This is a genomic window from Rhizobium sullae (genome assembly GCF_900169785.1).
GTDB classification, from domain to species: domain Bacteria; phylum Pseudomonadota; class Alphaproteobacteria; order Rhizobiales; family Rhizobiaceae; genus Rhizobium; species Rhizobium sullae.
Genome location: NZ_FWER01000039.1, coordinates 1 through 14,705, shown reverse-complemented (window position 1 = coordinate 14,705; position 14,705 = coordinate 1). Strand labels below are relative to the sequence as shown.

Here is a 14,705-nt window from a genome sequence, read left to right as displayed (position 1 = left end):
ATGTCCGAGCAAGACAACACCCGGATCCCCGGCGAGCGCGCGGAAACAACGGCCGGCCGCCAGTTCGACAACAACCCGATCCTGAAACGCGGCGCGATTGCCATGGCGATCGTGGCCTTCGTCGCGTTTGCACTCTGGTCGATGCGCGGCCAGAACAAGCCCGCGGAGGGGACCCAACCCGAACGGGTCGTGATCCGCCAGACGTCGGATTTCGAGCCCGCCAGGGAACCGGTCCAACCTGTCACGATGCCGGCGGAAGTCGAGCTGCCAACGCCCGTCGTGACCGAGCAGGCGCCGGTCGAGGAGGATAAGCTCCTGGACGCTGCTCGCCGTGCGCCGGTGATCGCTTATGGCGGCGAAAAGGCGCCGGTTGGCGATCGGCAGAACCAGAGTTCGGATGCTGCATCGAACGACTTTCCGTTCGGCGTCAATCCCGGCGCTCCCGGTTCGCAGGCAGCAAACGAAGACCAGCGGTTCAACAGGATGCTGGCGCCGACGCAACTGCAAGGCTCGCGCGCCGGCATGCTTGGAGATCGCGATTTTATCGTGGCCATGGGAACGTCCATCCCTTGCGTGCTGGAAACGGCGCTTTCCTCGGACCAGCCGGGCTTTGCAAGCTGCGTCATCAATCGCGACGTGCTGTCGGACAATGGCCGTATCGTGCTGATGGAGAAGGGCACACAGATCGTCGGCGAATATCGCGGCGGTCTTCGCCGCGGTCAAAAACGCCTGTTTGTCCTGTGGAACCGTGCCAAGACGCCAAAGGGCGTGATCGTTACGCTCGCGTCGCCTGCGACGGATCCTCTCGGGCGCGCCGGCTTGGACGGCCATGTCGACACCCACTGGTGGGAGCGTTTCGGCAGCGCGATCCTGCTGTCGATCGTCGGCGATGCGACCTCCTACGCGAGCAGCCGGCTGCACGACGGCGATGTCGAAGCGCAGAACACGACGAGCGCCGGACGACAGGCCGCGGCAATCGCCGTGGAACAGTTGATCAACATTCCGCCGACGCTTCAGAAACACCAGGGCGAACTGGTCTTAATCTTCGTGGCGCGGGATCTTGATTTTTCCGGCATCTACCGGCTGCGCGTTACCGAGCCTCGCAACAGGGTCTACGATCGCGCTTTGCGCGGCGACTTCAGTCCCGCATCGAGGCTTGTCACGAAATAGGAGATCGCAAATGGCGGAAGGAGCTGATTCCGGTGTGGTGCGCGAGCTCCTGGCGCCAATTTGCCCCTATCTGCGCGACCGGTCGCTTTACGAGATCATCGTCAACCGGCCAGGTCAGGTGGTGACCGAGGGGGCGGCCGGATGGCAGACCCACGATCTGCCTGATCTATCCTTCGACAAGCTGATGCGTCTCGCGCGCGCTATCGCAAGCTATTCCAATCAATCGATCGACGAAACGCGGCCGATCCTGTCGGCCACGCTGCCAGGTGATGAGCGCATCCAGATCGTGATCCCACCGGCAACGACGCAGGGAACCGTCAGCGTCACGATCCGAAAGCCGTCGTCGGTCTCGCTGAGCCTCGACGATCTCGAGCAGGGCGGATTATTCGACGATGCCGCAAAAGCCGAAAGAGACGGTAACACATCGGACCGCAAGCTTTTGGGGTTCTACAGGAACAGGGCTTACAGGGCGTTTCTGCGACAAGCCGTCCAAGCGAAAAAGAACATCATCATTTCCGGCGCAACGGGCTCCGGCAAAACGACCTTGTCGAAGGCGTTGATCCGTCATATCCCGGCAAGCGAGCGGATCATTTCGATCGAGGACACGCCCGAGCTGGTCATCCCGCAATCGAACCACGTTCGCCTCTTTTATTCCAAGGGTGGTCAAGGCCTGGCGAAGGTCGGCGCCAAGGACCTGCTGGAATCCTGCCTGCGCATGCGGCCGGATCGGATCCTGCTGCAGGAACTGCGAGACGGAACGGCCTTCTATTACATCCGCAATGTCAATTCGGGCCACCCCGGTTCGATCACGACAGTCCACGCCGACTCCGCGCAGCTGGCCTTCGAACAGCTGACCTTGCTGGTCAAGGAATCGGAAGGCGGCAGGGACCTCGACAGGCATGATATCCGTGAGCTGTTGATGATCGCCATTGACGTCATCGTCCAGTGCAAACGCATCGATGGACGGTTTCGGGTGAGCGAGGTCTATTACCGGGACGCCCATGCGACCGCAGCCGGCATGTCCGATGGCAGCAGTCGCGATCATCGTGAGTTCCGATAGGTCCGTGCGCGAGTTTTGCTGGTTCGCATGGTCTGCGTCCGCGATGAGCTCGGCTTCCATTTTGGTGGATCATGCGTGTCCACTTGTCGGGCCACGCAATCGGAACGACGGCTGTTCATCTGCGATCGGCGGTTTTGTAAAGCTCAGAGCGCTCCCGCTTGCCAATCGCAATCTGACCGGTTCACGGATCAAATCCGCCGCTGGGCCTGCCGCCGCGGGGATCAAGATCGGATCCTGCTTTCTTGGCAATGACGCGCTTGACCTGCCCCGCCACAACTCGCTGATCCTTCTGTTTGATCAGACCCGTGGACGGATCGGTACGATCGTCGAGGCCGGCACGCTGAATGCCTTTCGAACAGCTGCGACTGATGCTGTCGCGACTGACATCCTGGCGAGGCCGGAGGCTGAGGTCCTGGCGATTTTTGGTACTGGCCATCAGGCTGAATATGAGGTGGCAGCACTGTCACGCATCCGACGGCTGCGCCGGGTGCTGGTCGTGGGCCGCGCACAATCGTCGTCGCTCGCCATGGTCGGACACTTGAACGTCGCTGGAATTGCAGCAGAGATGTCGGAGGCAGAGGCCGCCTGCCGATGCTCTGATATCATCGTCACGGCAACTGGGGCCACAGCGCCGCTGTTTCGGGCCGATTGGGTTCGGGACGGCACCCATGTCTCGACTATGGGATCTGATGCGATCGGCAAGCAGGAATTGCCCGTGCCGCTACTGGCCGCTGCACGGCTGTTCTGCGATCTGCCTACGCAGTCGCGCGCTGTCGGCGAGTTTCAGCACGCTCCCAGCGATGCCTCGCTGATTGCGATCGGCGAAGTATTACGGGGTACCGCGCCCGGTCGGCAGTCTGCCGAGCAGATAGCGGTATTCGACAGCTCTGGCCTCTCGCTACAGGATAGCTATGTCGCGCTGGCGGTCCTAGGTGAGTCGGACCGCCAGCAGGAGGGGGGTAGGCCGCTGTGATCACGCCGCCGCGCGTTCTGGTTTGCGGGCCTGTGCCGCGTTGGCGAGATCGGCCAACTCCTGCGCCAGCGAGGGTGATGACGGCAAAGTCCGGCGTCGACATTGCTGCTCAGCAGGGTTTTAGCGCGCCGGCCAGGTGGAGTTCTTTTTGCCGACGAGCCGCTCAACGAGGCGAGCTGCCTCCTCTGCAATAGCCGGGATCGTGCCTGATTTTCGCGTCGAGCCGAAATCGAGACCGGCGAAAAACAGGCCTGGAATGGTGCCCACCCCATCCTCGTGTACGGGCTGGCCGGCTGTGTCGAGGGCGCCGGGGAGCCGGATCCATGAGAAGTCGCCGGTGAAGCCCGTGCACCAGACTACCGATCTGACGCCGCTAGCAATCCAATCGACCGACCGGATCCGTGGATCGGGCACACGCGGTTCAACCGTCTCGGCCGGGTCGCTCTCGGCTGGTGGCGCATCAAGGCCGGCACGCTCGATGTATTCGTCAATCAGCCGCTTGGTATTCGCGGAAACGTCGTCGGCAAATCGCATATTGCCGTCGACGTCGTCGCCAAAGATGAGACTGCCATTCTCCACGCCCCCGAACCGGCCGAGCAACACAACGCCTTGGGCGCTCAGCGATTGCAGGCTGATCGTGTGGGTCGCGCCGACGAGAGCGCGCGCTGGCAACTTACCGGAAGGGAGGACGAGTTCCTTGCGGGGGACGTCTAGAAAGCCGGACAGCGTCAGCCAATTCAGTATATTGCCGGCGCGATAGTGCCGGACCCAACGGCCGTTGCGGCTGGTTGCTAGAAAGACGGTTCGCCCAGCTCGTGCCAGATCCTCGGCGATCTGGCCGCCCGATTGGCCGCTGCCGACGACCAGTACCGCGCCATTCTCGAGATCGGCGGTGCTGCGGTAGGCCGAAGAATCGACTTGGTGAATACCGATCGGCAGGGCGGTCGAGCCTAGCGGCCGCACCTGTCGGTTTTGGTCACCAGTGGCGATCACCACATTGTGCGCCAGCAGCGGGCCATGAGCCGTGGCGACGCGGAAAAGCCCATTGTCTTTGGACAGCTCATCCACCGGCGTTTGGGTGACCACTGGCAGGCAGTGACGCTCGGCATATCCTTCGAGATATGCCACGAACTCGTGGTGGGTTATCGCGCCCCAAGGATCGGGTCCCTCATATGAGTCACCGGGCAGGATGGAACGGATTGTAGGCGAGTTCAGTCTAAACGAGTTCCATCGCTGCGTCCGCCAGGTCTCGCCGATCCGGCCTCGATCGAGGATATGGTGGTTGCGGCCAGCCCGCTTTAGAAAATAGCTGACGCCGAGACCGGCCGAACCGGCGCCAATCACAAGCGCGTCGAGAACCTCGCTCATGCGTCCCCCTACCAACCTCCTGGTCCATTTCACTGTATGCGCGCCTTCTGGCAGGGATACAAGTCCATGGGAGATGCGCTAGGACCGCCGCCCGGAAGCCACAAGGCGGCCGCTAGCGCAGGGGTGTGACCTATGATCGGAAGATCTTCTCGTTCCGTGCTTCGATGTCAAAGCTGGTTAGGGATGCGCCTCCGCCAGCCATTGAGAAATGCGACACTCGACCTCTCCGCTTGCGCTGACGAGAGTGCCCGAGCCGTTAACTGGTGGGAGGCTAGCCGACATTACTGAGCCGATCGGTCAATCACTGCGAAGATGGAAGCGAAGGCAATCAATCCTCTTGCGCTTAAATGGGAGTTCGGCCGGTTGGCTGTGTTCAATGCGCGCAAGCATCCAATAATCAATTATCGACATTCCACGATCGAGAAAGTCAGCCGGCTCCGACCAAATAATATAAGTTTCAAGTGTAACCGAATTTTTCTCCTTCCGAAATCGTAGCGTAACCCCGCACCGCCAGATTCGCACCTGAGCAGACGGTAGCCACAGCTCGCCGAGTGGATGGCCGCAAACCAGCCGGTTGCGGTTGTGACCTGCTCTGGAAGAGAGGTAATCATGGCCAGAAAGCTTTCGCGGACAGCGCCTCCGGCCAAGCATGCAAACGTCCAGCCGATTTCCGCCACGCCGGAACTTCCTTCCGCCGTCCCGCTGATGGCGCTTTCGACCGGTTTCTGGGCCTTCAAGACTCTGGCCGCTGCGCACGAGTTGGACCTCTTCGGCCACCTTGCGGGCAGCCCAGGCACGACTGCTGGCGAGCTCGCGCAAGCGGTCGGTCTGCATCCACGCCCGGCCGAGATGCTGTTGACCGGCTGCGCTGCACTCGGGCTTCTGGAGAAAACGGAAGGCCGTTATCGCAATACGCCTTTAAGCGAAGCCTATCTCGTGCGCGGGAAGCCGTATTACTTCGGTGGCTTCGTGCAGATGGCCGACAAGCGACTCTACGCGGGCTGGGGAAGGCTTACAGAGGCGCTGCGCACGAACCGGCCAACCACGTGGGACCCGGCAGTGCAATCCTCGCTGTTCGACGGCGAGGATCCGACGATGCTGGCACTCTTCTGGGAGGCGATGCATTCGGTCTCCACGATGACCGCGCGCAAGCTCGGCGAAGCCGTGGATCTCCGTTATTTCCGTCGCCTCCTGGACATCGGCGGGGGATCGGGCGCGTACGACATCGAGCTTTGCAAACAGTATGGGGAGCTGCACGCGACCGTGTTTGACTTGCCGCATGTGGCCGCGATCGCGGCGGGAAAAATAACCGAGGCCGGCTTGACCGACCGCATCGAGACGGCCTGCGGCAACTTCTTCGAACAACTTCCGGGAGATCACGACGTGCATCTCCTGTCGATGATCCTGCACGATTGGGACGAGGCAAAGAACCGCGCCCTGCTGCGCCGGTCCTTCGATGCTTTGCCGAGCGGCGGCGCAGTCGTCATCAGCGAGCTTCTCGTCAATGACGAAAAGACCGGGCCGGCGCCGGCTGCACTGATGAGCCTGAACATGCTGATCGAGACGGAAGGGCGAAACTACACGCCGGCCGAATATTCGGCGTGGCTCGAGGAAGCCGGATTCCGGCACATCGAGACGGTCTGGTTCGACGCACCCGGCGCGAACGGCGCCGTGATCGGGCGCAAGCCGTAGAGCGCAAAGCGGAGGGCAATAGGCTCCCTGCAGGTCAACCCTGCCGACAATGATGATGGAGGCCGAAATGGCTCACACGGAAACTCGCGTCAATCGTCACTCGTCAAAGGTACGTCTGCTTGGACTCGTGCTGAAAACCACAGCAACCGCAATCGCGGCTCTCAGGACTTGGCAACGGACCGTCTCAAGACGTCGGGCAATCGCGGATTTGAGTCCCGATCAGTTGAGGGACATCGGTCATGCTGAGGCCCCCGCGCCCGTGCTTGAAGTCAAGGCAGGTTTAGTCACGAACCTGATATCGATGCGATAAGCGAATTCGAAAGCTGATAAGATGGACTGGAACAGTCTTGCCCAATTCTCGGCCGCGACACTTCTGATTCTCATCACGCCCGGCCCGATTATGGCGATCATTGCCTGTAATACGCTTCGGCACGGGGCGATGGCCGGTTTCTCGACCGCGATTGGCGTAGAGTTCGGGGAGGTGTGTCTGCTCGGGGCAATGTTCGCCGGCCTGTAACTTTCCGGTGAACTCTTGCCAGTGCTGTTGCGATGGCTTTCACTCGCCGGAGCCGTTTATCTCATCTGGCTCGCTGCGGGCGCGTTGCGCCTCCGCCGCCGGCCTTGGCGCTCTCCGAATTTGTCTCGCGCTCGTCCGCCGGTCCTAGATGGGCTGACGATTGCCTTCGCAAATCCTGCAGCGCTTCTCTTCTATGCCGCCTTCTTCCCACAATTCATAGATCCGGATCATTCGATCGCTATGCAAATAGTCTTGCTGAGCGCGATATACGTTTGCATGCGCTCGGTCTCCGCCTCTGTCTGCGTCTTTACAATCACGCATCTCCGGCTACCGGTCGGCTGTGCACAGGTCGGCGGCTTTGCGAACCTCGGCGCCGCAGTCTATCTCTCGATCGCAGTCATCACCGTGATCAGACTCATGTGAAATCGCACCGAACAGTGGCCAATGGGCAACGATATTAGGCATGCCTAATGCGCCAAACATAGTCCGGCCCGGATGAGCCTTGATCGCTTGGTCCGATGGAAGCTGCTTCATCTTCGGTGCGAGGCGGTTCGTTTGGGTTGAAAGCTTCGTCATTTCCCAAAAAAACAAGTTGGAAGGCTCCAGTTGAGCGTGAGTTGTCGCCATTTAGCAGGCGCACTGCGTAGAAACATACTCTCTAAGTCTCGCGGACCGGTTCGTCGCCGGGATCAGGTTCGACATCAGGTGCATGATCAAGGATGGCAAGCGCCGCATCGACATTTCCGCGTGCCGCCCGCTTACGAAGGCTCATGATGGCACGTCGATGACCAATGCCGTCAGCGATAAATGCCGAAAGCAACTGGTTCAGTGATACGTTGTCTTCCGCTGCTGCCCGCTTGGCTTCTTCCATGACATGATCTGCTATTCTGAGAGGATAGGTACTCATGTTGGCTGTCTCCTTCTCGTTATTTCTGCCACAAAATCTCCGGCTCTCATGACAGACATGCCGAACGCTTTTACGGCTGGATGTTGGAAGTGCCTGTCACTACTTACGATAAATGTCGCACCCGCCGCCAAAGCGCACTCAATATAGATGTCATCCTTTGGATCGGCCAAGAACGGCCTGAACCGAAACCATGGGGAAACGAGACGAGCTTGGCTGAAAATCGCATCCAGCACAGTGTCAATCTCGTCCCCGCTCAGCCACGGTTCATCACCAAGTATACCGGGTCGCTTCAGGACATCCTCGTATTCCAAGGCCACGGCAGGCGACACGGCAAAGGGAATATCGCCAACGAGCATTTCCCTCAATAGCTGGTGCGACGCTGCTCTTGACGAGCGCAGAGCCGAAAGCATCACGTTAGCATCGACAACAATCATGGCGTTAGTATGATATCGTATGTGATGTCACGTCAAGTCGCCGATGGCGCTGACCCAAATCCCGGCGCAATTGGCAGCGGCCGCTTCATCCACCCTTTTGAGATCGGCGGACGTGTCGACCGGACAGCTCTCTTCAATAGATTCTTCAGTTGCGTCTCAATGCTGATGCAGCTCAGTTCGAGCGATATACGTCCGCCCTTCCGATTGGCCCCTGCGCGTTACCTCGTGCTGGTTCATCCGGAAGATGATCTCATCGACGTACGGCTGGAGATGGCGCAGGCTCAGGAAGTGGAACACACCGAACTGCGCCCTCTTCAGGACAGACGCCAGGTTTTTCGGCGGTGTTGGAATGAACCTCCCCGTCCGCATAGTTATGATCGCGGTGGGCCACCGTTTCATGACCTGAAAATGCCTTCGCGGCGCGGCCGATCGCCGTGTCGTCGGACAGGATGACGGCATTCTGGGAGACAAATCGGTCGAGGAACCTCCCGATTGTTCCGGCGTCGGCCCGCTTGATGACCTGAGCGGCCACACGACCGTCACGGAATGCCGGCGTGGCGGGCTCAGCGACCTGAAGCGGGCATGGATCGTCGTCGACGAATACAATTATGATATCGCCGAGCGTTCCTACTATCTGGAGTCCGGACAGGATATCCTCGGCCGTTTTTCCAAGCCGTTCATGATGAAGGTCGTAGCGACGTTCTCCAATGCCACCCGGCGCGGCGGGCACCGGATCAATCGGGTCGACTGACCGTCCCGTCCCAGTCAAAAGCGCTCGTATCCCGGGCCGTTTGACAACAGGCGCCTATTGCCGGATCGTCTGCTGTCGTCGGCAAGCTTGAACGCCATGGTGGAGAGGTTTCAAGCTAATCGCGACCTGACCCGAACGGAGGATGACATGAGCGACCACGTTTACAAGAAGGTCGAACTGATCGGCAGTTCGACGACCTCTGTCACGGAGGCGATCGAGACGGCGATCTCGCGGGCCTCGAAGACGATGAGGAACCTCGAATGGTTTGAAGTCGATCAGATCCGCGGACAAATCAAGGACGGCGTTGTGGCCCACTACCAGGTGGTCATGAAAGTCGGGTTTCGGATCGACGACTGATGCGCCGGGCGGTTGCGGTCCAGAGCGCTCCAAGGAGCTGATCGGAACGATTCGCCCTGTGAGCCAACGACCTTGCTATGGTAGTATAATCCATGCGCACTGAAAAAGGCCCGGTCCCGAAAGCTGTCCAATCGCCCACTCAGACGAAACTTCTTTGAACGACCAAAACATCGACAGAGGGAGCGCGAACATGTTCGCCGAAACTGAGTAAGCGCTCTCCCATATAGACGACGATGCCGACGACAGATGACGCGGTAGGAGACTGTCGTCCATGATGGTCACTTCATTTTCTCGGCAAAAAGCGATGTGGGGAAAGTGTCAATAGAAATGTGGGGAAAGCGTCAATAGCGTCCTGGTGAAAGTGTCAATAGGCCTTGGGAAAAGTGACGAAGCCAAAATCGGTCACCGCAGGTATCGCTGTTTCCGAATTCGAACTCTGCTGAAGCCGTGGTCTCTCCCCTTCTTTTTGCCAGCTTCCCTTACCTAATTCGGCCAAAGCGCGACCAACTGGCCAAATTGATCCGCAACACCGTTTTTTCTACGAACGGTTATGGCTACGATTTCGACGAGAGATGCGCTGAAGTTGATCGCGATCATACTCGCGCTGTCGATGTCGTTCGGGGTTGCCTTAAGTGAAAACACGTTTGAGCCTCGACCGATCCAGCAGTCCGTACGTCTTGCTGACGAAGTCCATTGCGACAAGCATGAGGAGCACTCAGGGAAGAGCCATCATCAGTCGAGCCGATCCTGCAGCCCGACCTGCAACACGTCAGCTATCCTTACTGGGATCATTCAAGTTAATGTGCCCCATTCACATCAGGAGCGATCCTCGCAGCGAGCCGTATCGTTGACGTCCTTGCCTCCCTGCAGCATTTTTCGCCCGCCAAGAGCCTAATTCCCTCAGCTCTGCCAGCCGCTCTGCGAGCATTTGGCGTTCGCGACAGCACTGTGATTGGCAGACTTTCTCTCTCGTATTGAACCCACGGCGAAAACGCGAAAGCGCGAGACGCTTGGCGTAATCGTTTCCATCTCAACGCTGCCTCTGGACGGCTGCGCGTTAAAGGAGTTGCTTATGTTGAACCAAACGCTGGCGAAATTTCGCCAAGTGCCACGCAAAGTCTGCCGAACGATGTGGGACGCTATGCCTACATCTGTGGCCCAAACGCCGCTCATGAACAGAACTGGCCGCTTTCTCTACCGGCGGTTCACCAGAGACACTCTCAAGGTACAGACGCACTTTACGCAGTTCATGCGCAACCCACCTCTGCTCGACGCGCTCAAGCAAATCATGGCCAGGGACAGTTCGTCCACCGCTCTGGCGGTGGCGTCCATCGGCTGCAGTACCGGCGCGGAACTGTATTCCCTCCTCTATACCCTTCGCAGCGCAATGCCCGGCCGAACGATCATCGGTGTCGGCTGCGACTTGTCACCGGAGGTCGTAAGGATCGCTGAACGAGGGCTTTACGCGCCCGGGGTTCCAGCGGCTGATGGTGCTTTATTTGCCGCGGGCCGTCCGGAGATCGAGGAAGATGAGATTTCCGCGCTGAACGGCATTGTTCAACAGCAGGCTGACGGCACCTGCCGCGTACGTGACTTCCTCAGACATGATACATCGTGGTTTGCTGCCGACGCCATCAAAGATGACATTCTGACCTCCATCGGACCGCAGGACCTCGTCCTTGCCAACAATTTCATGGGGCCGATGGATGACCGCTCTGCGCAGCTGTGCCTTCACAACATGATGAGGTTGGTAAAAGCGGGGGGGTACCTGGTAGTGGACGGGGTCGATCTCGACCTGAAAACCAGGGTACTTCGGGATGCGCCGTTCGCCCCGATCCTCACAAACCTGCGTGAAATCTGGGGTTGTGACGGGTCGAAACAGGGCTGGCCCTGGCTGAGGTGGGGTGCAGAACCTATCGACACGAGCGAGCCCGACTGGCGCGTGAGGTACACGATCATTTTCCAGCGGCTTCGCTAAAAGCTTCATCTGGCGGCAGCTAAACTGGCTGTCGCCCAATTGCTTGAGGTTGTCTATGTTCAAGAGCGGAGCGTGGTTGCTCGCCTCAAAGATCGCGTCACAGACCATCCAGTTTCTGCTGTTCTTCATCGCAGCGAGGTCCCTGGAGGCTGCCGATTTCGGCCTGTACGCGGTCCTGGCTGCCGTCATAACGCTGCTGACAATCATGGCCGAGGCGGGTTGGGCAGAGCAACTGCTTCGGGTGGGCTACACCCTGCCAATGTTCCGCGTGGTCACCGCGCTATCATTTTGGACAGCTTCGTTGTTCACAGTCCTGTCGGGCATCGCGGCTCTTGGCGTGTTCGAGTTTGGCAACTTCACGGCGGCAGCTCTGCTCGCGGTCTGGAGCCTTTCGATCCTTCCTTGCACGCTCGCCACATCCTATGAGGCGGCGTTCACGGCCCAAGGCTATTTGCGTACTCAAGCCGCGATCCGGGTCATCTCAGAGGTTGTTGGGCTCTGCTCAACGGTCGCCATGTTCGCAGCTGGTATCGGCGTCTTCTCCCTCGCGCTCGGGAAGGTCATCTCTCAGACGTTAGCACTCTTCATGGGATGGGCGAGGCTCGGTCAAGCACCATCTCTTCGCGCCAGCATTAGGGACGCGGCGAACATGGCGGAATTTTCACACCATATCGTGGTCAACCGTCTCATCATATTCGCTGGCTCTTACTGCAGCACCTTCGCTGTCGCTGGTTTTCAGGGCGTAACGGATGCCGCTTATTACCGGGCGGCGGAACGGCTTGTCGCAGCAGTGTCCGAGGCGCTTGGCGAGCCCATCAGGGCGATAGCCTGGGTGATGTTCCGGAAATCATCGGTCCAGGGCGAAGATCAGCTGCAGAAGACGACGAGAAACGTGGTTGTGGGTACTTTTGCTGTTGCAACGCCCATATTCATCACCTTGCTCCTTTACTCGAGTCAGTTGATTCATCTCCTGCTGGGCGACCGGTGGCAGGCTAGCGCCGCAATCGCCTCGGTTCTTTGTGTCAGGCAGCTTCTGCTCTTGCCGGGATACTTCAACGAGCCGCTTCTTTCAGTAACCGGCGCAATCGGGAAACGACTGCGTGTCACAATGCGGAATATTGTTATCCTGGTCGCGGTTGCGTTCCTGGCCGCACCGTTTGGCCCGATGATACTGGCGGTCGCCCAGTGTGGCGTTGCCGCGTATAGTCTCTTTACGATAGCGGCACTTCAGGAAAGCAGTGGCGGAGTGAAGTGGAGAGACATCTGTAAGCAACTCCTTACGGTTGTCTTTCCAGCGCTTGTGGTCATGCTTGCCGTCGCTTATTGGGCAGGAAGCATCAGGACGCTCAGCAGCGTGCCCGGGGCTGCTGGACTGATCCTTCGGACTGCCGTAACTACTACCCCCTATGCGGCTATTCTCGTGCTGTCACAGTTGTGGATCATCACCCGGTTCCGGTGGAATGCGGGTAGGAGAGGTAGATAGACGGTGCGCGATGATGTCCGTTGCGTACCCGAACAAGCGAGGGAGTTCGTGCTAGTTTCGCTGAGTCCCCCGCGTTCTTTCTGATCTCTGGGAATTGATAGCAGCCCGGCCGTTGAAGTGATATGATCTGCCATTCGCATGAACCACGGGAGGGGTGAATGCGTTGGTATCTGACCGTATTTGTCGCCGGGCTGTCAGTGGTTTCCAATGCGAAGGCAATGGAACCGTTGATTTTTCATACGGCGCATTTCGACGACGACACCGTTGTTAGCCTTGGCCTTGTAAGCAACCACACCGCAGAGCGAGCCGGATACGATTTCGATGTCCTGATCTCGCTTTCACAAGGCAATCCTGCAGGTGCCAGTTACAGCGACCCGGGGAAGCATCGAGCATTCGTGAAGTGTGGCGATCCGGCCAAGGTATCCGTCCGAGGCATCGACTATCCGGTGCACACATCAGGCCCGGGAGGCGATGACTGGAAGGACGACCTTTGGAGGGCGGTCTGCATGCCCCCTGTCTCGTAGCGCAGATTGGACTCAGCGAGCGCAAGGCCCGCTTCGCGGGACAAATACCACACATCTATCGGAAGCCGACGTCCCGGCAGAACCACCGAACTCTGCGATATCCAGAGGGCGGTCGGGACTGGCTTACGCAGTTGGGCCATCAGTGCTGACGATACGACGAGCCGCGCGTCGAATGATTTGGCCAGAGACTCCAGGCGCTGGGCGACGTTAACCGCATCACCGATCACGGTGAACTCGCTATGGCATCCGCTGTCCAGGACGCCGCCGACGACCGTGCCGTAGTGCAAGCCGATGCCTGCGTTGAGGGCGGTGTAGCCATTCCGCACATTGTGGTTCTTCCAATCGCTGAGCGCATCGACGAGGTCAAGAGCGCACGCCAAGGCGCGATCTGCGTCGTCGTCTGTGGGGGAGGGCTGGCCGAAGACCGCCATGACCCCGTCGCCGATAAACTTATCGACGGTCCCGCCATGCTCAAAAATGATGCCGGAAACAAGGTGCCGGTATTCCCCCAGCACCCATGCCAGTTCACGTGCTGGCGCAGTCTCGGCAAAGCTCGTGAAATCGCGCAGATCAACGAACATGATCGCCGCGTTGCGACGTTCGAGATCGAGCGCCGAACTGCCTTCCTCAAGGTCCGCGACCACGAGCGGCGAGAAGAAACGCGAAAGGTTGAGACGTCGCTCATCCGCTCGCAGCGCCTCCTTGCGCGTACGGTCGTGGTCTTTCGCGAGAAGATAGATTGCAAAGGCGGTGAAGCCAAAGCTGACCGTGAGACCCAGGTCCTGATTGAAAAACGATGCGATTACCGACACCGTATCAGCCGTATGATGTCTCGCAGCGGTGATAGCCAGCATGGTCATCCAGGAAACGAGGACGAGGCTGGAGAAGATAAGGACCAGCCGCCGATCCAGCTTGAGGCCCACATGGTTGAGCAAGATAAATGCCACCACCAAGCTGGTAGTCGTCAAATTGTGGTTTTCGGTAATCGGTCCGCCAAGGATGTGCCCATATAGAATTAAGACGACCAGCAAGGCGTCGAGTACGACAAACAGCGTTTTCAGCCAGGAGCGATCAGGAAGAAATCGCGCTGTCGCGACCGAAGCGATGCTGATGACGAGATAGCTGACGACGACGACTGAATGCGTCCTTTCGGCACCTGCATTGCCGCCCAGCAAGAGGTTAGCGAGAAGAATGGCGAAGGCGACAAAGCGCAGAAGGATCGAGCGAATTTCTCGCGCGTAGTCCCAATGAGCGCCGATTGCAGATTTCATGGCGGTCGTTACCGGAAGGTATTTGATTGCGCCAGCGTGTTTTATAACGGACGCGCTCGTTGTCACAGTTGATGTGGATAAGGTTACGCGGCCGCCAGTAACGGCCGCGTATATAGTCGCCTCCGCGACGGCGGGAGGCTGGCTTACTTTACCTCGGTGACGGTCAGCTTGCCATTCACGCGTTCGGCAACGAACTCGATGTTCGAACCTTCCTTGAGCC

Annotated in this window: 14 protein-coding genes and 2 pseudogenes; 10 read left to right on the top strand and 6 right to left on the bottom strand. The window is 59.0% G+C overall.

What is annotated here, in order from left to right; all coding sequences use genetic code 11:
* From virB10 to BN1800_RS27220, 3 genes are read left to right on the top strand one after another with little or no spacing between them, the layout of a single operon-like run.
* The gene (gene virB10 / locus BN1800_RS27230) at positions 1-1,170 is read left to right on the top strand and encodes a type IV secretion system protein VirB10 (protein ID WP_087001931.1); all 1,170 of its coding nucleotides are present in this window, start codon (positions 1-3) and stop codon (positions 1,168-1,170) included.
* Between the two features lie 10 nt (positions 1,171-1,180).
* The gene (gene virB11, locus BN1800_RS27225) at positions 1,181-2,230 is read left to right on the top strand and encodes a P-type DNA transfer ATPase VirB11 (RefSeq protein ID WP_027512641.1); all 1,050 of its coding nucleotides are present in this window, start codon (positions 1,181-1,183) and stop codon (positions 2,228-2,230) included.
* Between the two features lie 43 nt (positions 2,231-2,273).
* Positions 2,274-3,203, top strand: a complete 930-nt coding sequence (locus tag BN1800_RS27220) for an ornithine cyclodeaminase family protein (protein ID WP_087001968.1) — start codon at positions 2,274-2,276, stop codon at positions 3,201-3,203.
* A gap of 120 nt (positions 3,204-3,323) precedes the next feature.
* Here BN1800_RS27220 and BN1800_RS27215 read toward each other — a convergent pair whose 3' ends face one another.
* On the bottom strand, positions 3,324-4,571 hold the full coding sequence (locus BN1800_RS27215) for a flavin-containing monooxygenase (protein WP_027512642.1): 1,248 nt from the start codon (positions 4,569-4,571) through the stop codon (positions 3,324-3,326).
* Between the two features lie 609 nt (positions 4,572-5,180).
* Here BN1800_RS27215 and BN1800_RS27210 point away from each other — a divergent pair.
* From BN1800_RS27210 to BN1800_RS27195, 3 genes are all read left to right on the top strand, one after another.
* Positions 5,181-6,263, top strand: coding sequence for an acetylserotonin O-methyltransferase (locus tag BN1800_RS27210; protein WP_244564661.1), 1,083 nt, complete (start codon positions 5,181-5,183; stop codon positions 6,261-6,263).
* Positions 6,264-6,594: 331 nt separating this feature from the next.
* The gene (locus BN1800_RS27200) at positions 6,595-6,780 is read left to right on the top strand and encodes a hypothetical protein (RefSeq protein WP_087001930.1); all 186 of its coding nucleotides are present in this window, start codon (positions 6,595-6,597) and stop codon (positions 6,778-6,780) included.
* A gap of 21 nt (positions 6,781-6,801) precedes the next feature.
* Positions 6,802-7,203, top strand: a complete 402-nt coding sequence (locus tag BN1800_RS27195) for a LysE family translocator (protein ID WP_244564666.1) — start codon at positions 6,802-6,804, stop codon at positions 7,201-7,203.
* Positions 7,204-7,438: 235 nt separating this feature from the next.
* Here the strand turns inward: BN1800_RS27195 and BN1800_RS27190 are convergent, their stop codons facing one another.
* The 3 genes from BN1800_RS27190 to BN1800_RS42840 all read right to left on the bottom strand — a co-directional run bounded on the left by BN1800_RS27190 (position 7,439) and on the right by BN1800_RS42840 (position 8,653).
* Positions 7,439-7,687, bottom strand: coding sequence for a hypothetical protein (locus BN1800_RS27190; RefSeq protein WP_027512646.1), 249 nt, complete (start codon positions 7,685-7,687; stop codon positions 7,439-7,441).
* On the bottom strand, positions 7,684-8,121 hold the full coding sequence (locus tag BN1800_RS27185) for a putative toxin-antitoxin system toxin component, PIN family (RefSeq protein ID WP_087001928.1): 438 nt from the start codon (positions 8,119-8,121) through the stop codon (positions 7,684-7,686). The genes BN1800_RS27190 and BN1800_RS27185 overlap by 4 nt, the downstream gene beginning before the upstream one ends.
* A gap of 250 nt (positions 8,122-8,371) precedes the next feature.
* Positions 8,372-8,653 (bottom strand): transposase, encoded by a 282-nt coding sequence (locus BN1800_RS42840; RefSeq protein ID WP_244564665.1) that lies wholly within the window; start codon positions 8,651-8,653, stop codon positions 8,372-8,374.
* Positions 8,654-8,665: 12 nt separating this feature from the next.
* Between BN1800_RS42840 and BN1800_RS42835 the strand changes: the two are divergent.
* The 4 genes and pseudogenes from BN1800_RS42835 to BN1800_RS27165 form a co-directional block, all read left to right on the top strand.
* Positions 8,666-8,872 (top strand): annotated as a pseudogene (locus BN1800_RS42835) (hypothetical protein); the annotation flags it as partial.
* Positions 8,873-9,019: 147 nt separating this feature from the next.
* On the top strand, positions 9,020-9,229 hold the full coding sequence (locus BN1800_RS27175) for a dodecin (protein ID WP_027512650.1): 210 nt from the start codon (positions 9,020-9,022) through the stop codon (positions 9,227-9,229).
* Between the two features lie 1,072 nt (positions 9,230-10,301).
* Complete coding sequence (locus BN1800_RS27170) at positions 10,302-11,207, top strand: CheR family methyltransferase (protein ID WP_087001965.1); 906 nt, start codon at positions 10,302-10,304, stop codon at positions 11,205-11,207.
* Positions 11,208-11,262: 55 nt separating this feature from the next.
* On the top strand, positions 11,263-12,690 hold the full coding sequence (locus BN1800_RS27165) for an oligosaccharide flippase family protein (RefSeq protein ID WP_087001926.1): 1,428 nt from the start codon (positions 11,263-11,265) through the stop codon (positions 12,688-12,690).
* Positions 12,691-13,129: 439 nt separating this feature from the next.
* Here BN1800_RS27165 and BN1800_RS27155 read toward each other — a convergent pair whose 3' ends face one another.
* On the bottom strand, positions 13,130-14,485 hold the full coding sequence (locus BN1800_RS27155) for an adenylate/guanylate cyclase domain-containing protein (protein WP_027512653.1): 1,356 nt from the start codon (positions 14,483-14,485) through the stop codon (positions 13,130-13,132).
* A gap of 143 nt (positions 14,486-14,628) precedes the next feature.
* Positions 14,629-14,705, bottom strand: a pseudogene (locus BN1800_RS44070) (copper-binding protein); the annotation flags it as partial.